At 60.8% G+C, this 23,268-nt stretch carries 23 protein-coding genes; 14 read left to right on the forward strand and 9 right to left on the reverse strand.

Annotated elements, in window-relative coordinates; genetic code table 11:
* From IVB05_RS27255 to IVB05_RS27275, 5 genes are all read right to left on the reverse strand, one after another.
* Positions 1-735, reverse strand: coding sequence for an ABC transporter ATP-binding protein (locus IVB05_RS27255; RefSeq protein WP_247779056.1), 735 nt, complete (start codon positions 733-735; stop codon positions 1-3).
* Entirely contained in the window at positions 732-1,511 is a 780-nt protein-coding gene (locus tag IVB05_RS27260; RefSeq protein ID WP_247779057.1) for an ABC transporter ATP-binding protein, read from the reverse strand. Before IVB05_RS27260 ends, IVB05_RS27255 begins: the two co-directional genes overlap by 4 nt.
* On the reverse strand, positions 1,508-2,713 hold the full coding sequence (locus IVB05_RS27265; protein WP_247779058.1) for a branched-chain amino acid ABC transporter permease: 1,206 nt from the start codon (positions 2,711-2,713) through the stop codon (positions 1,508-1,510). Before IVB05_RS27265 ends, IVB05_RS27260 begins: the two co-directional genes overlap by 4 nt.
* Positions 2,713-3,633 (reverse strand): branched-chain amino acid ABC transporter permease, encoded by a 921-nt coding sequence (locus tag IVB05_RS27270; RefSeq protein WP_247779059.1) that lies wholly within the window; start codon positions 3,631-3,633, stop codon positions 2,713-2,715. Before IVB05_RS27270 ends, IVB05_RS27265 begins: the two co-directional genes overlap by 1 nt.
* A gap of 76 nt (positions 3,634-3,709) precedes the next feature.
* A complete protein-coding gene (locus IVB05_RS27275; protein WP_247779060.1) occupies positions 3,710-4,864 on the reverse strand; it encodes a branched-chain amino acid ABC transporter substrate-binding protein in 1,155 nt (384 codons plus the stop codon).
* 175 nt (positions 4,865-5,039) lie between these two features.
* On the opposite strand from IVB05_RS27275, the gene IVB05_RS43570 reads away from it, so the two are divergent.
* Entirely contained in the window at positions 5,040-5,171 is a 132-nt protein-coding gene (locus IVB05_RS43570) for a hypothetical protein (RefSeq protein ID WP_256472544.1), read from the forward strand.
* Between the two features lie 308 nt (positions 5,172-5,479).
* Here IVB05_RS43570 and IVB05_RS27280 read toward each other — a convergent pair whose 3' ends face one another.
* Complete coding sequence (locus IVB05_RS27280; RefSeq protein WP_247779061.1) at positions 5,480-6,130, reverse strand: LysE family translocator; 651 nt, start codon at positions 6,128-6,130, stop codon at positions 5,480-5,482.
* A 224-nt stretch (positions 6,131-6,354) separates the two neighbouring features.
* Positions 6,355-7,293 (reverse strand): LysR family transcriptional regulator, encoded by a 939-nt coding sequence (locus IVB05_RS27285; RefSeq protein ID WP_247779062.1) that lies wholly within the window; start codon positions 7,291-7,293, stop codon positions 6,355-6,357.
* 134 nt (positions 7,294-7,427) lie between these two features.
* Here IVB05_RS27285 and IVB05_RS27290 point away from each other — a divergent pair, with 134 nt between their 5' ends.
* The 7 genes from IVB05_RS27290 (at position 7,428) to IVB05_RS27320 (ending at position 14,936) form a co-directional block, all read left to right on the forward strand.
* The gene (locus IVB05_RS27290) at positions 7,428-8,468 is read left to right on the forward strand and encodes an LLM class flavin-dependent oxidoreductase (protein WP_247779063.1); all 1,041 of its coding nucleotides are present in this window, start codon (positions 7,428-7,430) and stop codon (positions 8,466-8,468) included.
* Between the two features lie 118 nt (positions 8,469-8,586).
* The gene (locus IVB05_RS27295) at positions 8,587-9,201 is read left to right on the forward strand and encodes an NAD(P)H-dependent oxidoreductase (RefSeq protein ID WP_247779064.1); all 615 of its coding nucleotides are present in this window, start codon (positions 8,587-8,589) and stop codon (positions 9,199-9,201) included.
* Between the two features lie 43 nt (positions 9,202-9,244).
* The gene (locus IVB05_RS27300; protein WP_247779065.1) at positions 9,245-10,024 is read left to right on the forward strand and encodes an alpha/beta fold hydrolase; all 780 of its coding nucleotides are present in this window, start codon (positions 9,245-9,247) and stop codon (positions 10,022-10,024) included.
* A 130-nt stretch (positions 10,025-10,154) separates the two neighbouring features.
* Complete coding sequence (locus IVB05_RS27305) at positions 10,155-11,117, forward strand: tripartite tricarboxylate transporter substrate binding protein (RefSeq protein WP_247779066.1); 963 nt, start codon at positions 10,155-10,157, stop codon at positions 11,115-11,117.
* 87 nt (positions 11,118-11,204) lie between these two features.
* On the forward strand, positions 11,205-12,863 hold the full coding sequence (locus IVB05_RS27310; RefSeq protein WP_247779067.1) for an FAD-dependent oxidoreductase: 1,659 nt from the start codon (positions 11,205-11,207) through the stop codon (positions 12,861-12,863).
* A gap of 85 nt (positions 12,864-12,948) precedes the next feature.
* Complete coding sequence (locus tag IVB05_RS27315) at positions 12,949-13,812, forward strand: intradiol ring-cleavage dioxygenase (RefSeq protein ID WP_247779068.1); 864 nt, start codon at positions 12,949-12,951, stop codon at positions 13,810-13,812.
* A 50-nt stretch (positions 13,813-13,862) separates the two neighbouring features.
* Positions 13,863-14,936, forward strand: a complete 1,074-nt coding sequence (locus IVB05_RS27320; protein WP_247779069.1) for a maleylacetate reductase — start codon at positions 13,863-13,865, stop codon at positions 14,934-14,936.
* Positions 14,937-15,048: 112 nt separating this feature from the next.
* On the opposite strand, the gene IVB05_RS27325 is transcribed toward IVB05_RS27320, so the two are convergent.
* The gene (locus IVB05_RS27325; protein WP_247779070.1) at positions 15,049-15,732 is read right to left on the reverse strand and encodes a GntR family transcriptional regulator; all 684 of its coding nucleotides are present in this window, start codon (positions 15,730-15,732) and stop codon (positions 15,049-15,051) included.
* Between the two features lie 121 nt (positions 15,733-15,853).
* Between IVB05_RS27325 and dctP the strand changes: the two genes are divergently transcribed.
* Genes dctP through IVB05_RS27350 form a run of 5 tightly spaced genes read left to right on the forward strand, consistent with a single transcriptional unit; the run spans position 15,854 to position 21,707 of the window.
* Positions 15,854-16,873 (forward strand): TRAP transporter substrate-binding protein DctP, encoded by a 1,020-nt coding sequence (dctP, locus tag IVB05_RS27330; RefSeq protein ID WP_247779071.1) that lies wholly within the window; start codon positions 15,854-15,856, stop codon positions 16,871-16,873.
* The gene (locus tag IVB05_RS27335; protein WP_247779072.1) at positions 16,870-17,424 is read left to right on the forward strand and encodes a TRAP transporter small permease; all 555 of its coding nucleotides are present in this window, start codon (positions 16,870-16,872) and stop codon (positions 17,422-17,424) included. Before dctP ends, IVB05_RS27335 begins: the two co-directional genes overlap by 4 nt.
* Complete coding sequence (locus tag IVB05_RS27340; protein ID WP_247779073.1) at positions 17,421-18,776, forward strand: TRAP transporter large permease; 1,356 nt, start codon at positions 17,421-17,423, stop codon at positions 18,774-18,776. Before IVB05_RS27335 ends, IVB05_RS27340 begins: the two co-directional genes overlap by 4 nt.
* A 19-nt stretch (positions 18,777-18,795) precedes the next feature.
* Positions 18,796-20,205 (forward strand): malonyl-CoA decarboxylase, encoded by a 1,410-nt coding sequence (locus IVB05_RS27345; RefSeq protein ID WP_247779074.1) that lies wholly within the window; start codon positions 18,796-18,798, stop codon positions 20,203-20,205.
* Positions 20,202-21,707: a malonyl-CoA synthase gene (locus IVB05_RS27350; RefSeq protein ID WP_247779075.1), complete on the forward strand. Its 1,506-nt coding sequence runs from the start codon at positions 20,202-20,204 to the stop codon at positions 21,705-21,707. The genes IVB05_RS27345 and IVB05_RS27350 overlap by 4 nt, the downstream gene beginning before the upstream one ends.
* A gap of 71 nt (positions 21,708-21,778) precedes the next feature.
* Here IVB05_RS27350 and IVB05_RS27355 read toward each other — a convergent pair whose 3' ends face one another.
* A complete protein-coding gene (locus IVB05_RS27355) occupies positions 21,779-22,222 on the reverse strand; it encodes a hypothetical protein (RefSeq protein WP_247779076.1) in 444 nt (147 codons plus the stop codon).
* Between the two features lie 214 nt (positions 22,223-22,436).
* Here IVB05_RS27355 and IVB05_RS27360 point away from each other — a divergent pair, with 214 nt between their 5' ends.
* Positions 22,437-23,255: a GntR family transcriptional regulator gene (locus IVB05_RS27360; protein ID WP_247779077.1), complete on the forward strand. Its 819-nt coding sequence runs from the start codon at positions 22,437-22,439 to the stop codon at positions 23,253-23,255.
* Positions 23,256-23,268 lie beyond the last annotated feature (13 nt).

The raw sequence follows: 23,268 nt of genomic DNA on the forward strand, positions 1-23,268 counted from the left end.
TTAGTGAACGCCGAAATAGGCCTTGTGGAGTTCGGCATTCTGCTTCAGCTGCTCCGCGTCACCCTCGGCCACGACCTGGCCCTGCACCAGCACATAGCCGTAGTCGGCAACGTCGAGGGTCTGGCGCACATTCTGTTCGACCAGCAGGATCGACAGCCCAGCCGTCTTCAGGCGCCGCACAATTCCGAATACCTCGGAGACGAACAGCGGCGATAGTCCGAGTGACGGCTCGTCGAACACGATCAGCTCGGGATCAGTCATCAGCCCCCGCGCAATCGACAGCATCGACCGCTCGCCGCCGGATAGCGTGCCGGCCAACTGACCCCACCGCTCCCGCAGCCGCGGAAATGTCTCGAAAAGTTCTTCCATGCGCGCAGCCACACGCCTGGAATCGCGCATCAGGAGACCGCCGACCTTCAGATTATCGAGGACCGTCATACGTGGCAGCACGCGGTTGCCTTCGGGCACCGTGGCGATACCGAGTGCTGCGATCTTGTGGGTCGGCATATTCGCGATCGCATCGTTGCCGAAATACACCTCGCCCTTGCGCACGCGGTTGAGGCCGAGAATCGTGCGGATCAGCGTGCTCTTTCCGGCGCCATTGGCGCCTAGGATACAGGTCACCGTGCCCGGCTTGACCTCGACCGAAACCCCCTTCAGCACATCGGCGCGATCGTAACCGGCGGTGATGCCGATAGCCGAGAGTTTGCGCGTTGCCGTGCCGCCGGCGATCATTGGCTCACTCCCAGATAGGCGGTCTGGACGTCGGGATTGGCGATCAGCGCATCGAAGGTGCCTTCGAAGATCTTGCGGCCGAAATTCAGCACGACGCAGCGGTCGGAGACGCGGCGGATCACATCCATTTCGTGCTCCACCAGGATCACTGCCAGATCGGGCATCTCCTGACGAAACGCCAGCAGGTCGTCCATCAGCTGGCGCGTTTCGTCATGCGTCATGCCCGCCGACGGTTCATCCAGCAACAGAAGCCGAGGCGTGCCGATCAGCGCCCGGCAGATTTCGATCCGACGGCGATCGATCATCGTGAACGCACCGGCAGGCTGAAACAGCCGGTCGGCGATCACGGGATTGAAACGATGCGCCAGCGCGCGGGCGCGATCGACCATCCCGCTGAGTTCGTCGCGCCAGCGCCGGCGAAGAAACAGGTTGGTGAACAGCCCGAGATCAAGCCGGCACAAGGCGCCGACCACGATATTGTCGAACACGCTCTGGTCCAGCATCAACCGCGAGCGCTGGAAGGTTCGCGCGACACCTGCCCTGCCGATCATTTGCGGCGGCTTGGCAAAGAGATCGCGGGCATCAAGGCGCACCGATCCGGCCGACGGCTTGTAGAGCCCAGTCACCACGTTGAAGAACGTGGTCTTGCCCGATCCGTTGGGACCGACCAGCCCGACGGTTTCGCCCCTTGCGACCTCGATATCGAGAGCATCAAGCGCGACCAGACCGTCGAAGCGCATCGTGAGGCCGCCGCAGGCCAGCAAGGGAGCGTTCATGCGTCCGCTCCCGGCCGCCCGATGAAGCGCGACAGATCGCGGATCGGACGCGGCAAAATGCCCGACGGGCGGAACAGCAGGATACCCAGCACCAGCAACGCAAAGATCAGCAGCCGGAATTCCTGAATAGCCTGCAGTTTTTCGGGGATGACGAGGATCACCATGGCGGCGACCACGGCACCCCAGAAATTGCCGAGCCCGCCGAGCACGATGATCGACAACATCAACAGGGAGTCGCCGAGCCCGGACCCGTTCGGCGTCACGAACCCGTTCATCATGCCGTAGACCGCCCCGGCAACACCGATCACTGCGTTGCCGATCAGGAAGGCTACGACCTTCCAGCGGGCGATCGACAGGCCGAACACCGAGGCCGCGGTCTCATCGCTGCGCACGGTGTCCAGCGCGATCCCGATCCAGGACCGCTCGATGCGGCGGATCAGCGTGAAGGCCACCGCCAAAATGCAGATCGAAAGCACTGCATAGGGCAGATAGAATGACACGTCCCACGGACCGACCGACGACACCCGGTTGAAGTCGAGACCGAAGATCGAAAAACCCTTGATCTTCATGCCTTGCGGGCCACCCAGCGTGTCGTTCACCTCCAGCAGGCTGCGCAGCAGCAGGCCGAATGCGATGGTCACAAGTGCTGCATAGTGCCCGCGCGTCCGCAGTACCGGCAGCAACAAAACGACCCCGATCGCGCCGGTCACGATGCCGCTGACAGCGAGGATCATCAGATGCGGAATCCCGGCATACGCCGTCAATACGGCCGCCGTATACGAACCGAGCACAAAGAACGCCGCGCCGGCGAAGTTGGCAATTCCTGCGAACGCCAGTTGAAGGTTCAGGGCGATGCAAGCCGTGGAAAACAGCGCCACGGTCGCCAGCATCAGAAGCGTGTAATGTTCGCCGCGAAAGACGGCGATCAGGCCCAGCGCGCAGACGAAAGCGACGCCGTTGGCGAATCCGCTGTAGTCGCCGCAGATCGCCACGACGTCCTGACCGAGCGGCGTACGATCGGCGATCGCGAACATCGCCAGAAAGGCCGCGAGCAGGCCGAGCACCTGAATCTGTGATTCCGCATGCATCATCAGGCCACCGCCTGCAAACAGCAAGGCTACCGTGAGCACGACCACGGCGCGCGGATGACGCTGCATCCGAAGCGGCGATAATACGGGGATCGGGGAAGGAATGCTGCTCATTACACCCGCTCGCTGCGGCGCTCGGCGATCAGGCCGGTCGGGAAGATCGCGATCAGGACGATGATTGCCGCAAAGGCAATGACGTCCTTGTACGCACTCGAAACCGGCAGCGCGACCACGACCAGGGTTTGTACGCCGGCAAACAGGAAGCCGCCAATGATCGGCCCGAGCATGCTACCGAGCCCGCCGACGACCGCCGAAGCGAAGCCGATAATGCCGAGCAGGACGCCCATGTTGAAGTTGATCTCGCGGTAATAGAGCCCGAGCATGCAGCCCGCGAACGCCGCAAGCGCCGAGCCCAGCGCAAATGTTCCCAGTACCACCGTCTGGAAATCGATCCCCGAGAGCCTCGCCACCTCGCCATCCTGCGCCACCGCGCGAATGGCCAGACCGAACCGCGTGCGGGTGATCAGAAGATGCGTCCCCAGCACCAGCAGCAGGCCGGCGGCAAGGATCATCACGCTGTCGATGCCGGCACTGAACGAGCCGGCTTTGATGGAACCGCCCGGCAGCAGTGCGGGAAACGGTTTTGGATTGCCGCCATTGGGCACGCCAAGCCGGATCGCTTCGCGCAGCACGGTGCCCGCCATCAAGGTGGCCAACAGCACGTTGACACCGGGCGCATGGCGCAGCGGCAGCACCAGAACGCGGCCGATGATCACGCCGGCCAGCGCGCCGATGGCCACGGCCGCGGCTATTCCCGAGGCCAGCGCCAGCACCGGCGGTAGCGCCACCAGACCTCCCGCAAGCCCGGCCGCCCCGAGGCTGGAGAATGCGCCGACGGTCACGACATCGCCGTGTGAGAATTTGATGACGTCGAGCACGCCGAAGAACAGCGAGAAGCCCACCGCGATCATCGCATAGATCACGCCCAGCATCAGGCCGTTGAAAAGCTGCTGGGCAAGAATGCCGACGTCCATCGCGGAGTCCTGATCTTGAGGAGAATATCGAAAGCGCCAGGCGGGAAACGGCGGGCCGAAGCCCGCCGCAACATCGTCAGTTTTTGGCGAGCTTCTTCTTGCCGGCGGCGTATTCGCTGTCCGGCCAGTAAACCCATTTGCCGTCCTGGGCCACATAGACGTTGGCGCTGACGATGTTCTGGCGGTGATCATCGAAGTTGATCTCGCCAACCAGCGCCTTGTAACCCTTGGTGCCGTTGAGCACTTCCTTCATCTTCTTGCGATCGGGACCGGTCTTTTCGATCGCGTCCATTACGAGATTAGTGGCGGAATAGGCGAACGGGCCGTAGGCGTCGGGGTCTTCGCGGAAGCCGGCCTTGGTGTAGGCTTCGAGAAAGGCCTGGCCTTGCGGATATTTGCTGATCGGCGCACCGTTGTGGAACGAGATCGTGCCCTCGCCGGCAGCGCCTGCGCCTTCGAGGAACCCGGCCGTCATGATGCCGGACACGCCGGCAAGCTGGGCGACGACGCCGACGCGATCCATCTGCGCGCGCAGGCGGACGCCGAGCGGCGTCAATCCGCCGATCAGAATGAGATCCGGCTTGAGCTCCTTGATCCTGGTCAGTTCCGCCGTAAAGTCCTGCTGGTCAGGGCTGACCGGGAAGGTCGCAACGATCTCGCCGCCAGTGGGCTTGAGATATTCAGTGAAATACTTGTTCTGGCCCTTGCCGTAATCCGTGGTGTCATGGACGACGACAAATTTCTTGTAGCCCTGCTTGGTGAGGAAATCCGCGGCCAGCCTCCCCTCGTTGATCATGGTACCGTTGACGCGATGGATCTCGCGGTAGTCGTTGCCGTAGGTGATTTCCGGCAGGATCGCACCCCACACCACCACAGGTAGGCCGAAACGCGAATAGGTATCGACCGTGGCGATGCCGACGGCGGAACAGTAATGCGTGATGCCTGCGATGATGGAGTTGTCGGAAGCTGCCTTGGTGGCGACCTGAATGCCGACATTCGGCTTGCACTCATCGTCAAACGTAATGAGTTCATAGGTGTATTTCGCCGCCGGATCGGCATTGCGCAGCTGAACCGCAAGCTGCGCGGAATTACGGCCTCCGAGGCCTGGTGCGGAATTGCCGCCCGACAACGGGCCGATGAACGCGAGCTTCACGGTATCCTTGGCAAGCACCGCGGAAGGGAACGGCGCGGCGAGAGCCAACAACAGCAACAAACCGGATTTAAATTTCATGACCACTCCACTCCTCTGTGTCGGGAGAAGTGTAAGGTGGACCCCTCGGGCGTGGGCAGTGCATATTTTTGCAGAACGACGTGCGCTGAGCCGCAAGCGCCGGTGAAATTTGCGCCCTGCATTGCTACTTCCTGCCGCAAGCTGCCTTCGCTTTGGGCTAAATGCGGGGTAGAGGATGACCGCTTTGTCGGTCACCGACGAGAAAGTTATCGAGGATCAAATCCTGCACGCCAAGCTCTATTTCAACATGCCCGATGCACTTCGGACCGCGGGCGGCTGCGCGAGCTTACTCGTAGGGCTTCAATGACCCCTCTCACTTCAGCCGGCTGTTCCGCGTTCAATTCGGGAAATCTCTATGCGTCAGACGTGATTGCGAAGCAAATCGTTGTCCTGACCCACGGTTCGATCATTGGCGCCGGACGATGCCTCACGAGGTCGCCGAACCAAACTCAGTAGGCTGATGAGGATGGTCCCCTAGCGCCTGCTCTAGGCGGTTAAGGTCCGGAGCGGTTAAGGTCCGGAGGAGGCTCTGGAGTCGATAAACTTCACAGCGGCAGCGCTTTCGACCCTGAACGGACCCGGACTTGACAGTCGTGAGAGCAGCTTAGCCCCCGATCAGGTAGCAGGGCGCTTCGCCAGAACCAGACCGATGCCTAACGCGATCATCGCGGCCCCCGACCCCTCTCGTAGGCGGCGGATTAGCGTGGGACGCGCTGCTGCGCCTTCCCGGATGCCGCTCGCCGCAAAAGCGACCACGATGTCGGCGAGAGTGTTCAGCGTAACCGACACGAAGCCAAGCACCACGAATTGCAGTGCGATGTGACCTTCGGCCGGGTCCACGAACTGCGGAATAAAGGCAAGGAAGAACGCCGCTGTCTTCGGGTTCAGCGCCTCTACCAGCACTCCTTCACGAAATGCCCGCCGCGGCCCGATAGACGGTGCCGGGGATCCTCCGTTCAGACTTGTCGACGCGTCCCGCCGAGCGGACAGGAAAGTGCGAAGACCGAGCCAAACTAGATAAGCAGCGCCGATCAGCTTCAGCGCGGTGAACAGTTCCGCGCTTGCGAGCACGATGGCGGAAACACCCAGACTGCCCGCAAAAACATGGACCAGGCCGCCCAACCCGGTGCCAAAACTGCTGGCCACGCCTTCCACACGACCGCCAGCGAGCGTGCGCGCAGCGACGTAGAAGATACCCGGACCGGGCGTGACGGCGAGCACGAAAGCTGCAGCGCAATACAGGGCGAGTTGGGTTAGATCTGACATGACTATAAGCCTTTATTACGTCCCAGGCTCAACACCAAGGGAGAAATGGACTCCTGAGCCATCCACAGCGTCACCTTTCGGCCGCCATGGTCTCGGAACCTCCGGAAAGTGGTGAAGCTTGATCCAGTTGCCCGATCTCCAATCTGCCTCTCCTCACCGGCGGGCACGACATCCGATCCGTGGCGAACACCGGACGGCGACTTCTTCGATCTTGAGCCCTCCCTTTACCCAACCCTCATTTGTGCAGCGGGAGTCCGGTCAACTTCGGAAGCAACGTCGGTTATTATCTCGCGCAACCACGCCAGTGCGGGATCCATATGAAACGATGCCGGCCATTGAAGAGCTTCCCGAAAGGCAGGGATGCGAACCGGCGCGCGCAGGATTTTCAACGGAAAGTTTCGCGCAAAGATCGCAGCTAACCGATGATGCATCGTGGCGATACGGTTTGTCCCGATAACCATGGCAGCCATTGCGGTAAAGTTCGGGGCAATGACCTCGATACGGCGCCTATAACCCAGCTGGACGAGCGCCCGTTCATCAAAGGAGGCCCCGCCCATTAGCCCGAGTTGAGCGGTTATGTGCCCAGCTTGAAGATAACGGCGAAGCGAGATCGAACGGCCGATCTGGCGGTTTCCTCGCCAGGCGATGCAGCAGAATTCGTCGGCGAACAAATGTTGGCTGGGATGGCCATGAATGAGATTTGACGCAGGAACTACGACAAAATCGACCTCTCCTCGCTGAAGCTGCTCATCGACCCGGTCACTAAAAGGAAGAATCTCAAGACAAACGCCCGGCGCATCCCGATAGACGCGCTTCATCACGGCATGCATCAATACGATGCTCGCATAATCGGAAACGACCAGCCGAAAACGCCGTTCTGAGTTCGCCGGGTCGAATTTCGGGGGCGAGATCAAATTGGTCCGGATGCGCAGCAATATGTCCCGCGTTGGCTTTTCCAGCGATTGTGCCAATGGCGTTGGCACGAGCTTTCGCTTTGAAATCGTGAAAATCTCGTCGTTGAAATACTGACGCAATCGTCCGATGGCGGCGCTCATCGCCGGCTGACTGAGATGTAGGCGCCGACTGGCCCCCATGACACTGCGTTCTTCAAGGATCGCATCAAGAGCGACCAGGAGATTGAGATCCAGGCCTTCGAACCGCATTTGAATACATCCACATTATAAATATCACGGATCATTATAATCGATTTTTCAAATTTCCAAAACCCGGGTAATCGAGAATGCGCCGCTCAAGGAGCCGCCAATCAAGCGACCGTCACGCCTGGGAGGAACAGACCTTGATCAAGCCATGGATTTTTGAGTTCATGCAGGCCCCGGAGCCGAGCGATGGGAAAGCCCTGCCTGGCACCGTGACCGCCGTGTTCAACGAAGGTTACGCATTCTGGCTCGAAGCCGAACGGCTGGGCTTCGAAGGAATATTCTTCAGCGAGCACCACTTCGGTCATTCGTTGAGCCCCTCGCCCAATCTCCTGATCGCAGCGGTCTCTCGCCACACCAGCCGGCTGCGCCTGGGAACGATGGGAAACGTCGTGCCGCTCTATGAACCGTGGCGCATCATCGAAGAACTGACGATGCTGGACCACCTGACAAATGGACGCCTCGAAATCGGCTTTGCAGCCGGCGTGCCCCAGGAACTGCAGCGGATAGGCCTGGGAATTGAGGAGGCCCGTGAGCGGTTCAACGAGGCTCTGGAAATACTTGATGCTGCCCTGATCAACCCCGTCGTCAACCACAGTGGAAAGTACTGGAAGCTCGAGAACCTCAGCCTGATGCCAGGCGTTTTCCTGCAGCCCGCACCGCCGAAATGGACAACCGTCGTAAGCACCGGATCCGCGCAGAAATCAGCCCAAAGACGATCCAAGATTTGCACCGGCTTCGAATCCGTCTCTCGCATATCGGAAATCTTCGACGTCTATCGAAGTGAATGTGCCCGACTGGGACTGCCGGCAGGCCCCGATCAGCTCGCGGTCCGGCGCAATATCTCCATTTCACGTGATGCCGCTGAGGCGCGAGAAGAAGCAAAGGCCGCGAAGGAAGCGACTCTGAAGGTCGTGGCTGGCGATCCCCGCGTCGTCAAGCACGCGGCGTCAACGCTCGATGCGCCGAGAGCTGGAGCCGGATTTTCCTTGCATGACGACGACTATATCGCAGGCACGCCGACGCAAGTCGCCGAACAAGTCATTGATCAATGTCGCAAATGCGGTGCAGGCCATTTACTCGCGATGCTGGGCAGGAGCATTTCGCCGCGTCGCCGCGAATCGCTTGCCCTGTTTGGCGAGGAGGTAATTCCCCAAATGCGCCGCGCGCAGATCGGCTGATCGGCTGATCGGTCGAGCAGGAATCAAACGGCTGCACGCGCGAAGCAACTGCGGCATCTCCGACTGGCATATCCAGTCGCGAAGAAACCGTCGCCACAGGACAACAGCGGAGAAGAGGATGATCCAGGATAGACCTCTCATCGTCGGAATTGGCGGCACGCCGCGGCGTGGGTCGTCATCCGAACGCGCACTCGCGGTCAGTCTCAGGGCGGCCGAGGATAAAGGCGCCAGGACAATTCTTCTCTCCGGCGCAGAACTGCTTCTGCCGATGTATATGCCCGGACAGCAGCAATCCGACCAGGCTTCGCGTCTCCTGGCCGCGCTTCGTGAATGCCACGGCATTATTATCTCGTCCCCTGCTTACCACGGATCAATATCCGGCTTGATCAAGAACGCGCTCGACTACGCAGAAGAACTCAGGACAGACCCGCGCGCTTACCTTGATGGAATTCCAGTCGGCTGCATCGCATGTGCCGGCGGGTGGCAGGCGGTTGGGCAGACATTAGGTGCACTTCGGACGATCGCTCACTCGCTCAGGGGCTGGCCCACGCCCCTTGGTGCGATGTTGAATACATCCACAGCCCTATTCGACACTGAAGGCAATTGTATCGATATGGCAACCCAACGTCAGCTCGAGACGGTGGGGCACCAGGTGATCGACTTCGTGCGCATGCAACGTCTCGGCAGACAGAGAGCACCATCCATCCCGATAGACGCAAGGGTCGAACCATAGTTCCGGCGCGCAAGACAAGCACGGACTCAGCATGGAGTTTGACGTGACATTCGAAACGGCAAGACTCGAAATTGACGGCGTCGACACGGTGATAAAGATCATCGGAAAGGGCCCGGCTGTCCTTGCGCTTCACGGCGCAGCAACCATCGAGGGGCATGAATGGGCCCGGGGTTTAGCCGACAGGTTTCGGATTTATCTGCCGTTTCATCCCGGCTTCGGCGAAAGTGGGCCCGCGCCGCATATCTGCGGGATGCAGGACTTGATCGTTCATAACCTGCGACTCATCGCAGCACTAAGTCTGGATCGGCCGCACCTCGTGGGGCATTCCATGGGCGGGTGGATGGCGGCGGAAATTGCCGCGGTCGCCGGTGAACGCTTTGCCCGTCTGGTGCTCAATGCGCCCGCCGGGCTCAACGATCCTGATCATCGCGGCGCCGACCTCACCAAAATCGCTCCGCAAGATTTGCCGCAATACCTGGCGCATCGAACGGAAGTCGCAGCCCAATACTTTCCTGGAGGTTCGCATGCTCCTCCGACAGAACAGTTCATTGCGGCAAGGGAACGGGAAAGCAACGCGCTGAGCAATATTCGGAAATCCCACGGCGTGGGACATCCGAATCTCCGCCGATGGCTAAGCCGGATACCCAACGAAACTCTCCTCTTATGGGGCGACAGGGACAGGGTATCACTTGCCAGCCAGGCGGAACTCTGGGCGAGAGAAATTCCAAGAGCACGCATCCATATTGTGCCCGGTGTCGGACACTTCGCCACGCAGGAAGACCCGACCTGTATCACGACGATTGGCGATTTTCTCGCGGGTTGAGCGCAAGTTGCGCGAGCCGCTCTCTTTACATAGGGAACGCGATCCTGCGGACCGGCCGAGAATCCACCACCTTACTTTCAAATAGAATCCACCACCTTACTTTCAAATAATGTAACCCGGGGAGACAAACATGAGGGCCATTGCAATCGCGCTCGCTTTCGTCGTGAGCTTGATATCGACATCGCTGGCACAAACGTGGCCCACCCATTCCATTCGACTCGTCGTCAACTTCCCTCCGGGAGGGGCGGCCGACCTGCTTGCGCGCCTCATAGGCCAGTCCCTCACTGAGACCTTCGGCCAGCCGGTGGTCGTCGAAAACAAGGGCGGCGCAAACGGAAACATCGGCGGCGAAATGGTGGCCCGATCCGCGCCCGATGGCTACACCTTGCTCATGTCGTCAGGCGGAATGGTCGCCATCAATCCGCATCTGTATGCCAACATGTCTTTCGACCCGGCGAAGGACCTCGTTCCCGTCGCTTCCGTGGCGCGTGTCCCGTTCTATCTCGTCGTTCGGACAGAAAATCCGGCGAAGGATTTCAAGGCGTTCGTCGCCGACCTCAAGGCCAACCCGGGAAAGCGCAATTTCGGATCGCCCGGGATCGGCAGCTCTCCGCATCTTGCGGCGGAAATGCTCAAGAAGATGAGCGGTGCGGACGCCGTACATGTGCCCTATCGCGGCGCAGCACCAGCGCTCAACGATCTGCTTGCGGGGCAAATCGACTTCCTGTTCGACCCCGGCATCGCCATCGAGCACGTGAAAGCCGGCAAGCTGCGGGCCATTGCAATCGGAAGCCCGCAGCGTTCTCCTCAACTTCCCGACGTACCGACGCTGCAGGAGCTCGGCCTCACCGGCTTTGACGCGGACGCCATTTTTGGCGTTTACGCGCCTGCCGGAACCCCACGTGAAGTCATCATGCGCTTGAATACGGAGATCAATCGAGCGCTCGCAACGGCCGCGTTGAAAGAACGCATCATGACAGTCGGCAATGTGCCGGCTGCGATGTCCCCCGACGAGTTCGGGGAAAGAGCCCGCGAGGATTCCAAGCGGTTCGGCGCAATCATCCGGGAACGGGGAATCAGGGCCGACAACTAGTGCCCGGCAATTCAAGCCGCGGCCTTCAGTCCTTTTCCGGAAGCGCCGCGGCAAGAAGCAGATTGCGCAGCCTCAAGAGAGCGACAAATGCCCACACCTCCAAGCGACTCTTCGGTGCTCATCGTCGGCGGCGGCCCGTGTGGCCTCATGCTCGCCAACGAGTTGGGGCGGCGCGGCATCACGGCCATTCTCGTGGATCAGAAGCCGACCACGGCTTTCAATCCCCAAGCCAACGCAACGCAAGCCCGCACCATGGAGCATTTCCGGCGGTTGGGCTTCGCCGGCGAAATTCGCGCGCTGGGCCTGCCGCCGGACTTTCCGACCGACATCGCCTATTTCACGCGTTATGCAAAGTACGAGCTCGCGCGCTTCAAGCTGCCGTCGTCACGCGAGGCGGCCGAGCGCGTGAAGCAGCTCGCGGGATCGTGGAGCGCTGCCGAGCTCCCCCATCGCGTCTCCCAGAAATTCGTCGAACAGGTGCTGAGGCGGCATGCCGAATCTCTGCCCGGAGTCTCGGTTCACTATGGCTGGCGGCTCACCGGTTTCAACGAGACGCCTGAGGGCATCGAGGCGGATATCGAGCGGGTGAGCGGCGGCAAGGCGCATCGCATTCGTTCTGCGTTCCTCGTTGGCGCTGATGGTCCGCGCAGCACGGTGCGACAGGCGCTCGGTTTCCAGTACACCGGTGAGGAAGGCGCCGTGCGCGACTTCTTCGGTGGGCGCATGTTTGCGATCTACCTGCGTGCGCCGGAATTCTATCAGGCTGTTCCGCATCCGCCCGCCTGGATGAACGTCACCTTCAATCATGAACGTCGGGCCTTCATGGCGGCGGTCGACGGCAAGGGCGAGTTTGCCTTCCATACCCAATTGCGTCCCCACGAGGTGGAAGGCGAGATCACGCGGGAACGCGCGCTCGCGATGTTTCAGGAAGCCGTTGGCGCGCCGATCCAGGCCGAAATCCTGTCGCAAGGCACCTGGATAGCCGGCTATGCGTTGGTGGCTGACCGATTCCAGCGCGGTCGCGCTTTCATCGCCGGCGATGCCGCGCATCTGTTCACCCCCGCCGGCGGACTTGGCTACAACACCGCCATCGAGGACGCGGTGAATCTAGGCTGGAAACTCGCAGCCACAATCCGCGGGAGCGGCGGTCCTGATCTGCTCGCCAGCTACGAGGCCGAGCGGCAGCCGAACGCCAGACGCAACACGGCCTACGCGCGGCAGTTTGCCGACTCGCTGGGAATGTTCGTGCCCGTCCCGGAGATCGAGGACGAGACATCCGACGGTGCTAAAGCACGCCGCCTCGCCGGCAGCTATCTTGAGGCGCACGGCAAGGCCGAGTTCAACATCCCCGGAATCACCTTCGGCGCGCGATACTACGCCTCGCCGATTACGGTTTCGGACGGAACGGAACCGCCGCCCGATGCGGCCAACCTGTATGTTCCGTCCGCCTGTCCGGGCGGACGCGCACCTCATTTGTGGCTGTCCCCAGAGCAGTCCCTTTACGACCGCTTCGGCTTTGAATGGACCCTGCTGCGGCTTTCCAACCGCGCCGACGGACGACAGATTACAGCGGCGGCTGGTGCCTTGGGGCTCGACATGAAAGTCGTCGATCTCCAATCGGACGAGGCGCGAGATCTTTACCAGGCCGACCTCGTCTTGATCAGGCCGGATCAGATTGTCGCATGGCGCGGCAACAGCGATGAAACTGCGACGGAGATCCTCCGGCGCGTTCTCGGTCGGGAATGATCGGCGCTTGAGTTGCCGAATGCAAATAACGTGATTGGCGCGCAAAACAGCCCGTCAGCACGCAACGAAAGGATACGGGGAGCCAATGAGGAATTTCAACGAATCCACCATCACTGACGCCGTCGTTGAGCGTATCAAGGACACCCCTAATACGCGGGTCAAAGAGATCAGCGCCTCGCTGATCCGCCATCTCCATGATTTCGTGCGCGACGTGCGCCTGACCGAAGCAGAATGGGTTTATGCGATTGATTTCCTGACACGCACCGGCAAGACCTGTGACGGCAATCGTCAGGAATTCATCCTGCTCTCCGACACGCTCGGCGTATCGATGCTGGTCGATGCCATCAATCACGCCGCTCCCGGCGCCACCGAAACCACCGTGCTCGGCCCATTCTATGTCGAGAATCCGCCGGAATACCCGTCAGGCGCCGATATCAGGGGAACGCTGGAAGGTGATCCTCTCTATGTCCACGGCCGGGTGACGTCCGTCGAAGGTGCTCCACTCGCGAATGCCGTCGTCGACGTGTGGCACTCCGACAAGGAGGGCTGTTATGATGTACAGCACCTCGAGCAGACCGAAGGTCTTGCCGGCCGAGCCCGCCTGCACACCGACGCCGACGGCGTTTACCGCTTTTGGTCGATCAAGCCGGCAGCCTATCCGATCCCCTACGACGGCCCGGTCGGCGACATGCTCACGGCTCAAGCGCGCCATCCCTGGCGGCCGGCACATGTGCACTTCATGATCGACGTGCCCGATCATGAGAAGCTCACAACTCATGTCTTCGTCAATGGCGACCAGTATCTTGATTCCGACGCTGTCTTTGGGGTCAAGGACTCATTGATCGGAGATTTCGTCCACCATGAAGCCGGCAAAGCGCCAGACGGACGCATACTGGATGTTCCCTTCTTCACATTGGCATATGATTTCGTGCTGCGCAGAAGATCATGATTGCCGGATTCGGCGACATGAACGCGCCCTGAGACGGAGATCTGATCGTCATGCAGTCATTTGTCTATAACGCCTTGCCTGGTCGGGTCATTTTCGGCCAAGGCACGATCTCGGCTTTGGAAGCGGAGATGGAGCGCGCAGGCTGCACGCGCGCGCTGCTGTTGAGCACACCGGAACAGGCTGCGGCGCTGAAGGACATTGCCGCCTCCATCGGGGCGCTGGCGGCAGGCACCTTCACTGATACCGCCATGCACACGCCTACCGATGTCACCGAACGGGCACTACGAGCAGCAAGAGATTGTGCCGCCGACTGCACCATCGCCTTTGGAGGAGGCTCCTCCACGGGACTCGGCAAAGCCATCGCGCTCCGCACGGATCTGATCCAGATCGTTATTCCAACCACCTATGCCGGTTCGGAAATGACTCCAATCATCGGCGAGACCGAAGGCGGCAGAAAAATCACGCAGCGCACCCTGAAGGTGCTTCCGGAGATCGTCATATATGACGTCGATTTCAGTCTCACTTTGCCGCCGCGATTGACCGTCACATCGGGCACCAACGCCATCGCGCACGCCGTGGAAGCGCTCTACGCGCAGGACCGAAATCCGGTCATCTCCATGATGGCTGAGCAAGCGATAGCCGCAATGGGGCGCGCGCTCCCTGCAATCGTCGCCAATCCCCAAGACCGGGAAGCGCGTGCGGAAGCGCTCTACGGCGCGTGGCTGTGCGGTATCTGCCTTGGATCAGTGGGTATGGCGTTGCACCATAAGCTTTGTCATGTGGTGGGCGGGTCCTTTAACCTGCCGCATGCGGACACCCACACGGTCCTTCTGCCTTACGCCATGGCCTACAACGCAAAGGCGGCACCGGAGGCTGACCAGGCGGTCGCTCGCGCCCTCGGCGGCCGTAGCGGGACACAGGCCCTGGTCGATCTGGCAAAGAAACTCGACAGCCCGAACAGCTTGAAATCGATTGGAATGGAGGAACGCGACATCGAGCGGGCGGCCGATCTCGCCGTGCAGAGCCCATACTGGAATCCGCGACCTATCGATCGGAGCGCAATTCGCAATCTCATCGCCAATGCCTGGGCGGGCGATATCGAACGTTGTATGTCAGGCACATGAACCCACGATCGCGTGCGGTCCCAGCGGCGAGCTCGTAGCCGCAAGATCGTTTGACATCGATCGCTGTGCGGAAGCCTACTGTGAATGACTGAATCGCAGACGGAGGAAATCTCTATTTCGTCCCACTCCTGCTTCCGGCAGCAGCGGGGCGGCCGTTCCCGGCAAGACCGAGCACCATGTCGGAAAACCGCTCGCCCTGCACCATGACATGATCGTGAAGCCGGGTTGCCGCGAGTTGCTCGTCGCCGGCGCGGATCGCTTCGAGAATTCCGGCGTGTTCCTGCAGCGATTGCAACAAGCGATTTCGAGCACGCAGCTGTATGCGGCGATAGGCGCTTAACCGCTTGTGCAGCGCCAGCGCCTGGTCGGCCAGAAATTCGTTGCGGCTGGCGCGGTAGATCGCCTCGTGAAACTGGCGGTTCACTGCGTAATACCGCTCGCTGTCGCCTTCTTTCGCCGGGATCTCGCAGCCGCGATGCGCGGCTTCAATGGCGGCCTCGTGATCGGGGGTGAGACGGCGCGCGGCCAATCGTCCGCAGGCGCTTTCGATCTCCGCCATGGTCTCGAACATTTCGAACAGGCGCGTCGGCGTGGGCACGCTGACAATCGCGCCGCGGCGCGGCCGGACATCAATGAAGCCTTCCGCACCAAGCTGAAGCAGTGCTTCCCGGACCGGCGTCCGCGACACCCCGAATCGCTCCGCCAACGAAGCTTCGTCCAGCCGGTCGCCGGGGACAAATTCCCCTGCAATCACAGCATCTTCGATCGCCTGCTTGAGGCTAAAGGCTTGGCTCATTGCATACACCCGGTAAAAATTTCCATACCACATACTTGACAAAACATACAGCATGCAGTTTCATCCATATTGTATACAAAAATACGAATAAAAAATGCAATATAGCAACGGGAGGTATGGAATGAGCATTTCGAGACGACAAGCTCTTGCCTTTGGAATCGCCGCGCCCGCGCTCCTACGGTTCGGAAGCGCCCGCGCCGGCACCGCACTGAAAATCTCGCACCAATTCCCTGGTGGTACGGCCACTGAGGGCGACTTTCGGGACCGGCTCTGCCGCCGGTTTGCGACGGTGATCCAGGAGCGCAGCAAGGGGACGATGACCGCGGATATCTATCCCGGCTCCTCGCTGATGAAGACCAACGCGCAGTTCTCGGCAATGCGGAAAGGCGCGCTCGACATGAGCCTCATTCCGATCTCCTACGCCGGCGGCGATCTTCCTGAACTCAACCTCGGCCTGATGCCGGGCCTCGTCACCGGCTACGCAGAAGGGCTGGGCTGGAAGAACAAGCCGATCGGCCAAGAACTCGCCAAATTCCTCGCCAGCAAGGGCGTGGTGATCATCACCTGGATCTGGCAGGCCGGCGGCGCGGCCAGTCGCGCGCGTCCACTCGTTGAGGTGGGTGACGCCAAGGGGATGAAGATCCGCGGCGGCTCGCGCGAGATGGACCTGGTGCTGCAGGCGGCCGGTGCGGCCGTGCTGTCGCTGCCGTCCAACGAGCTTTACGCCGCCATGCAGACCGGCGCCTGCGATGCCGCCCTCACCTCCTCCACCAGCCTGACGTCGTTCAGACTCGAGGAGCTTGCCAAGCATCTGACGACCGGCCGGGCCAAGAGTTACTGGTTCATGCTCGAGCCGCTCCTGATGTCGAAGGCCGCGTTCGATCGCCTGTCGAACGAGGAACGCGAGATCATCTTGTCGGTCGGCGCCGAGCTCGAGGAATATGGCCGATCTGCCGCCGTCGAGGACGATGTCCGCGTCGCCAAGGTCTACGAGGCGGCCGGCGCCAAGGTTCACGATCTCGACGAAGCGGTCGTCCAGAAGTGGCGCGAACTGGCGCGCGAAACAGCGTGGAAGGATTACGCCAACAAGAGCGAGAACTGCGCCCGGCTGCTCAAGCTTGCGATGGAGACAGGAGCATGAGCGCGCACGGCATCGATCTCGGCAACCCCGTCACCGTCGCGGAAGCGGAGCCCGGCACGTTTATGGCACGGATCAATTCCGCCATGGCCGTGCTCAACAAAACCATCGTCGTGCTCTGCTCGGTGGCTCTCATCGTGGCGAGCACGATTCTCAGTTACAGCGTGGTAGCGCGCTACTTCTTCAACGCCGCGACGTATTGGCAAGACGAGGCGGCAGTGTTCCTTCTGGTCAGCGGCACCTTCCTTTCCACCGCCTTCGTCCAATCGGGACGGGGCCATATCGGAATCGAGGCACTCAACGGCTATTTTTCGCCGCGGGGCGACGCGATCCGCATCTTCGTGGTCGATGCAGTCAGCCTCGCATTCTGCTGCTTCTTTGCCTGGAAGTCCTGGACGCTGTTTCACGAAGCATGGGTCGACGGACAGGTTTCCGGATCGACCTGGGCGCCACCCTTGTGGATTCCCTACAGCACCATGGCGCTTGGCATGACGCTGATGGCGTTGCAGATCGCGCTGCAGCTTGTTTCGGCGGTTGTAAGGGGGGGCAAATGAGCACGCTGGCTGTTGGACTGATGTATGGCGGCGCAACGCTCGCCATCATGGCTTCGGGCATGCCGATTGCGCTCGCGCTCGGCACGGTGGCCGTCGTCTTCATGTACTTCTTTATGCCCGGCGCATCGCTCGATACGGTGACGCAGAACGTGTACGAGGAAATGGCCTCGATCACGCTGCTGGCGATCCCGCTCTTCATTCTGAAGGGTGCGGCGATCGGCAAGTCGAAAGCCGGCCAGGATCTCTACACCGCGCTTCATGTCTGGATGGGCCGCATTCCCGGCGGACTCGGCATCGCCAACGTTTTTGCCTGCGCGCTGTTTGCCGCAATGGCCGGCTCGTCGCCGGCGACCTGCTCGGCGATCGGCTCGGCCGGCATTCCCGAAATGCGCAAGCGCGGCTATTCGGGCGGCTTTGCCGCCGGGATCATCGCGGCCGGTGGAACGCTCGGCATCCTGCTGCCGCCGTCGATCACCATGATCCTCTATGCGGTCGCTGCGGAGCAATCGCTTGGACGCCTCTTCCTCGCCGGCATCGGCCCCGGCCTCCTGCTCGTTGCGTTGTTTGCGGCCTACGCCGTCGTAAAATTCAGGGCGGAATACGCAGCCGCGCAACGACTCTACAAGGAGAAGCCGTCGCAGCATCCCATCCTGTCGAACGAACGCTTCACCATGGCCGCACGGTTCGGCGCCCTGCCCCGTGTTCTGCCGTTCATCATTCTCCTGACCGGCGTCATGATCGCGCTCTATGGCGGCTATGCAACGCCGTCGGAGACGGCAGGTCTTGGCGGCATCCTTGCGCTCGCCCTCATTGCTGCGATCTACGGCGTGTGGCGGCCCAGGGACCTTGGCCCGATCCTGGAATCGACGCTGAAGGAATCGACCATGCTGATGCTGATCATCGGTATGTCGCTGCTCTATTCCTACGTGATGAGCTACCTCCACATCAGCCAGGGGGCGGCTCAAGCGATCGTCGCGATGCAGCTCTCGCGATGGGTACTGCTAGGCGCGATCCTGGTCATGGTCGTTATACTGGGATTCTTCCTTCCGCCGGTCTCCATCATCCTGATGACGGCGCCGATCATCCTGCCACCGCTCAAGGACGCAGGCTTCGACCTGATCTGGTTCGGCGTGGTGATGACGATCGTCATGGAGATGGGTCTCATTCATCCACCCGTCGGCCTCAACATCTTCGTCATCCGGAACATTGCGCCCGACATTCCCCTGCGGGACGTGATCTGGGGAACGCTGCCGTTCGTGCTCTTGATGGCATTCGCAGTCGTTCTGCTTTGCCTGATGCCCTCGATCTCCACCGGGTTGCCCAACCTGGTGATGGGTCCCCCTTCCCGATAACCACGGAGGCACATGAACGATGCTGAACGATACAAGGTCCGGACGCATCATGGCGCCCGAATTCCTCCAGGGCCTGATCGAGACGCTGACACAGCGTGGTCGCGCGGTCCTTGGCATGAAGGTGGAACGTGGGGCAGACGAGGATAGCGACCTCGAGGTTATGGGCGAGGCGCTGCTCTCCCGACGCGGCGAAGCCTCGGGCGTAGCGATCGCGCAATCGCTGCTTGCAGCTTTCGAGAGGGCCGACGAGCCGCAACGGCTAAAATTCCTCGCCTCGCTTGCCGACCGGTTCGGACCTGACCGTCGTTCCATCGAACTTGCCATTGCCGACTATCAGCGCAAGGAAGGCGGCGACGGCAGCAAGCTCGAGGCACTGCACGCGGCGGCGGAGCCGCGTCGTCAGGAACTCGTCCGGCGCCTCAATCTGTCGCCGGGGGGAACGGCTTCCCTGGTGCGCGTCCGGGAAGTCCTGCTCTCGCTCCTGCGTGAGCATCCCGAGCTGCGGCCGGTCGACGACGATTTCGTCCATCTGTTTTCGTCCTGGTTCAACCGAGGTTTTCTCGTGCTGCGCCCCATTGACTGGAGCACATCAGCCAACATCCTCGAGAAGATCATCAAGTACGAAGCCGTCCACGCCATCCAGGACTGGGACGATTTGCGCAACCGTCTCGAGCCCTCCGATCGGCGCTGCTATGCGTTTTTTCATCCCCAGCTCGTCGACGAGCCGCTGATCTTCGTCGAGGTCGCGCTCACGAAGGGGATCCCCGGCGCGATCGGTCCGCTCCTGGATAAATCGCGGCAGGCAATAATCGCCGATGAAGCCACGACCGCTGTATTCTATTCGATCTCGAACACCCAAAAGGGCCTGGCAGGCGTCACGTTCGGCAACTTCCTGATCAAGCAGGTGGTGCAGGACCTCGCCCGCGAGCTGCCCAACCTCAAGACCTTCGTCACGCTGTCGCCTGTTCCCGGCTTCGCCGGTTGGTTGAAGCGTGAGCTGAAGGCGGAAGCCTCGGTCGCGATCGACGAGGAAACGCGGCGCATGCTGTCGGCACTCGATGACGGCGGTGACATCGCACATGCGCGAGAGGCCCTCACGTCCCTTGGAGCTTACTATTTCCTCAAGGCGAAGCTGCCCTCAGGCAAGCCGGTCGATCCGGTCGCCCGCTTCCATCTCGGCAACGGTGCCCGGCTCGAGCGGTTGAATTTCCTCGGCGACCCCTCCAGCAAGGGGATGAAGCAATCCTATGGCCTGATGGTCAACTATCTCTACGCCCTGGAGCATATCGAGGCGAACCACGAAGCGTTTGCGGAACACGGCACCGTCATCGCCTCGGACAAAGTGAAAAAGGCGCTGCGCGCCAAACTGTCGTCCCGCGAGCTGGTTCCGAGCCCCCAAACAAACATGCAACGAAAGATCTCGTCATGACCTGGAACTTGTACGATCGTCTGCTTCCCTCAGCTTCTGATCAGACCATCTGCATCGAGAAGGAGACTGGCGCCACGCTGACCTACGGCGAACTCGCTGCACTCAGCGGCAGATTCGCCGGCTTCCTTGCCGAGAAGGGCATCGGTCCCAACCACCGCGTTGCCGCAAAGATCGAAAAGTCCGTCGAGGCGATCGCGCTCTATCTCGCGACCCTTCGCGCCGGCGCGGTCTATCTGCCGCTCAACACCGCCTATACGCCGGCAGAGACCGAGTATTTCATCCGCGACGCACAGCCGAGCTTGATCGTCTGCGATCCGAGGGAGGAGACCGACCTGCGCGCCATTGCCGCCGAGGCAGGCGGGCACGTCGAGACGCTCGATTATCAGGGCAAGGGCTCGCTCGTCGATGCAGCAGCGACCTTCCCTGCGGATTTCAACACCGTGCCACGGGCGAAGGATGATCTCGCAGCCATCCTCTACACCTCAGGCACGACGGGACGTTCCAAGGGAGCAATGCTGACGCACGGAAATCTGGTTTCGAACGCCCTGACGCTGGTCGAGCAGTGGCGCTACTCTCACAGGGACATCCTGATCCACGCCCTGCCGATCTATCACATCCACGGGCTGTTTGTGGCCTGCAATGTGACGTTCACGGCGCGCGCGCGCATCCTGTTCATGCCAAAATTCGACGCGGACCGAATTCTGGCTGCGATGGCGCGATCGACCGTACTGATGGGCGTGCCGACTTTCTATGTCCGCTTGCTTCAGAGCACGAATTTGAATGAGCAAACGACCTCTCACATGAGACTGTTCGTTGCCGGTTCGGCGCCGCTATTGGCGGAGACCCACCGGGACTGGAAAGAGAGGACCGGTCACGAGATCCTCGAACGCTACGGCATGACCGAGACCGGCATGATCGCCTCCAATCCGTACGAGGGTCCGCGCATCCCGGGCTCCGTAGGCCGCCCCTTACCCGCCGTTGAGGTTCGTATCACGGATCCCGAGACTGGCGTTGACCTGCCCACCGATGAAGTTGGCATGATCGAGGTAAAGGGACCGAACGTGTTTGCCGGCTACTGGAACATGCCGGAAAAAACCGCGGCCGAATTCCGCGACGACTCCTTCTTTATCACCGGCGACCTCGGCAAGCTGGATCCACGCGGCTATCTGCACATTGTCGGCCGCGGCAAGGACCTCATCATCACCGGGGGCTTCAACGTCTACCCGAAGGAGATCGAGACCGAAATCGACGCGATCCCTGGCGTGTCCGAAAGCGCCGTTGTCGGCGTCCCGCACGCCGACTTTGGCGAAGGCGTCACGGCAGCCGTTGTCCGCTCGCCCGGCTCTTCGGTGGATGAACGAGCCATTCTCGATGCGCTGTCAGTGAGACTGGCAAAGTTCAAGCAGCCAAAGCGCATCATCTTCGTGGACGCGTTGCCGCGCAACGCCATGGGCAAAGTGCAGAAGGCTCTGCTGCGGGAGCGCTTTGCGGATCTGTACTGAACCAAATTGGATCAGGTTCTTGAAGACGCCTTTCGTTTCTAACCTGACAGATGCAAGGTTGAGCGGCGAAGCTAACTTTTCCGCTTACCCACCAGGGCTTGAAGTCCGACCACAGCAAAATGGGTCATCATGCGCTTGAATATCGGCCTGAACGGACGAAGGAACAAAATGCGTCTCAAGATCGGCCAATACCGCGCAATCCACGGTGGTTCGCGTGAGACATAGAACTGGGCGTCGTTCACGCTGTATCGATCCAGCGAGTTTTTGATCCTGCGCATCCAATTGGTTGCACCGTTTTTGGACGGACTGAAGAAATCCGCCAGGAGGCCGAGTCCGGCAAACGCCTCGAATCCCATATCCCCTCTCGTGTCGACCATGTTGCCGTGTTCAAGCGCGACCCGCAGGACTGCACCGCGGGATTCAGGAAGGTTAACGTCGTAGGAAAACGCATTCTCGGTCCGCAAGTGCCGTCGCTCGCTCGGCCAGGTCCAGAACTCTTCGCGGCTGCCTTGCATCAGCTTGCCACCGGGACGAATGTCCTCCCCAAGGCACTTTTCTCCGGTCGCGAATCCACCCCCGCGATCCAATCAGCCGTTTTTATTCACGTAGTACAGTAATATTGGTCTAAAATTGACAAGTGCGTACTCTGCAGTCGCCATATGAACTTTGCTCAGCTGATCGAGGTGCTGGATGACGGTATAATCATATAGTATAGTATGATCGAATTTGTTGGATCAAAACAAGGAATTGTGGGTGAAAAAGTCAAAAGTTCAGCGAGTGCCGGTAACGGCGGCGCCGCTTCGACAACAAGTCGCGAGCAACCTTCGTACAGCAATCATCGATGGCCGATTTCAACCGGGGGAGCGGCTGAAGGAAGGCGAGCTGTGTTCATGGACGGGTGTCAGCAGAACCGCAGTGCGCGAAGCGCTACGGCAGCTTGAGGCCGAAGGAATCGTCGACAACATTCCCAATCAGGGGCCCGTCGTGGCCCGGGTATCGCCCGATGAGGCGCGGCAGCACTACGAAGTGCGGGCAATGCTGGAGGGCCTGACTGCGAGGATCGTTGCCGAGGAGATCACGGAATCTCAGATCAAGGAATTGCACAAGCTCAAGCGGGACCTCGACCGGGCCTTCAAGACAGGCAGCGTGGCCAAGGTTCTCGAGTGCAAGAACCAGCTCGATGAATTCCTTATGAGCGCTTCTTCCAACAACGTCGTGAGGGGCTTTGTGACCGTCATTCGCGCCCGGTTGAGCTATCTTCGCCCGATCGTCTTGTCACAGCCGGAGCGCCTGAAAGAGAACGCCGTGGAGGTCCACGCGATCATCGACGCCATTATCGCCAAGAAGCCACAGGCCGCGTGGCACGCCGCTGTGAACCACGTCAACATGGGCGCAAAGGCGACGCTCAAGGTTCTCGAGCAGCTCGAAGCTGCCTCGGCGCGGCAGGCGGCGCTGGATGCCGAGGCCGCGCTCCGCGCGAAACGTCCGCGGGGACGGCCAAGGCGCGATGCGCAACCAAATAACCCTGTAGGAAGGGTAGCCGTCTAGACATCTCGCTAAG

The organism is Bradyrhizobium sp. 170 (assembly GCF_023101085.1).
Lineage (GTDB): Bacteria > Pseudomonadota > Alphaproteobacteria > Rhizobiales > Xanthobacteraceae > Bradyrhizobium.

Bases quoted from the DNA above. Each gene is read 5' to 3' on its own strand.
- IVB05_RS27280 (WP_247779061.1), bottom strand. From the start codon at position 6,130: ATGTCAGATCTAACCCAACTCGCCCTGTATTGCGCTGCAGCTTTCGTG.
- IVB05_RS27310 (WP_247779067.1), top strand. From the start codon at position 11,205: ATGCCCACACCTCCAAGCGACTCTTCGGTGCTCATCGTCGGCGGCGGC.
- IVB05_RS27270 (WP_247779059.1), bottom strand. From the start codon at position 3,633: ATGGACGTCGGCATTCTTGCCCAGCAGCTTTTCAACGGCCTGATGCTG.
- IVB05_RS27265 (WP_247779058.1), bottom strand. From the start codon at position 2,713: ATGAGCAGCATTCCTTCCCCGATCCCCGTATTATCGCCGCTTCGGATG.
- dctP (WP_247779071.1), top strand. From the start codon at position 15,854: ATGAGCATTTCGAGACGACAAGCTCTTGCCTTTGGAATCGCCGCGCCC.
- IVB05_RS27305 (WP_247779066.1), top strand. From the start codon at position 10,155: ATGAGGGCCATTGCAATCGCGCTCGCTTTCGTCGTGAGCTTGATATCG.
- IVB05_RS43570 (WP_256472544.1), top strand. From the start codon at position 5,040: ATGACCGCTTTGTCGGTCACCGACGAGAAAGTTATCGAGGATCAAATC.
- IVB05_RS27345 (WP_247779074.1), top strand. From the start codon at position 18,796: ATGCTGAACGATACAAGGTCCGGACGCATCATGGCGCCCGAATTCCTC.
- IVB05_RS27335 (WP_247779072.1), top strand. From the start codon at position 16,870: ATGAGCGCGCACGGCATCGATCTCGGCAACCCCGTCACCGTCGCGGAA.
- IVB05_RS27350 (WP_247779075.1), top strand. From the start codon at position 20,202: ATGACCTGGAACTTGTACGATCGTCTGCTTCCCTCAGCTTCTGATCAG.
- IVB05_RS27275 (WP_247779060.1), bottom strand. From the start codon at position 4,864: ATGAAATTTAAATCCGGTTTGTTGCTGTTGTTGGCTCTCGCCGCGCCG.
- IVB05_RS27285 (WP_247779062.1), bottom strand. From the start codon at position 7,293: ATGCGGTTCGAAGGCCTGGATCTCAATCTCCTGGTCGCTCTTGATGCG.
- IVB05_RS27325 (WP_247779070.1), bottom strand. From the start codon at position 15,732: ATGAGCCAAGCCTTTAGCCTCAAGCAGGCGATCGAAGATGCTGTGATT.
- IVB05_RS27315 (WP_247779068.1), top strand. From the start codon at position 12,949: ATGAGGAATTTCAACGAATCCACCATCACTGACGCCGTCGTTGAGCGT.
- IVB05_RS27340 (WP_247779073.1), top strand. From the start codon at position 17,421: ATGAGCACGCTGGCTGTTGGACTGATGTATGGCGGCGCAACGCTCGCC.
- IVB05_RS27355 (WP_247779076.1), bottom strand. From the start codon at position 22,222: ATGCAAGGCAGCCGCGAAGAGTTCTGGACCTGGCCGAGCGAGCGACGG.
- IVB05_RS27295 (WP_247779064.1), top strand. From the start codon at position 8,587: ATGATCCAGGATAGACCTCTCATCGTCGGAATTGGCGGCACGCCGCGG.
- IVB05_RS27260 (WP_247779057.1), bottom strand. From the start codon at position 1,511: ATGAACGCTCCCTTGCTGGCCTGCGGCGGCCTCACGATGCGCTTCGAC.
- IVB05_RS27320 (WP_247779069.1), top strand. From the start codon at position 13,863: ATGCAGTCATTTGTCTATAACGCCTTGCCTGGTCGGGTCATTTTCGGC.
- IVB05_RS27255 (WP_247779056.1), bottom strand. From the start codon at position 735: ATGATCGCCGGCGGCACGGCAACGCGCAAACTCTCGGCTATCGGCATC.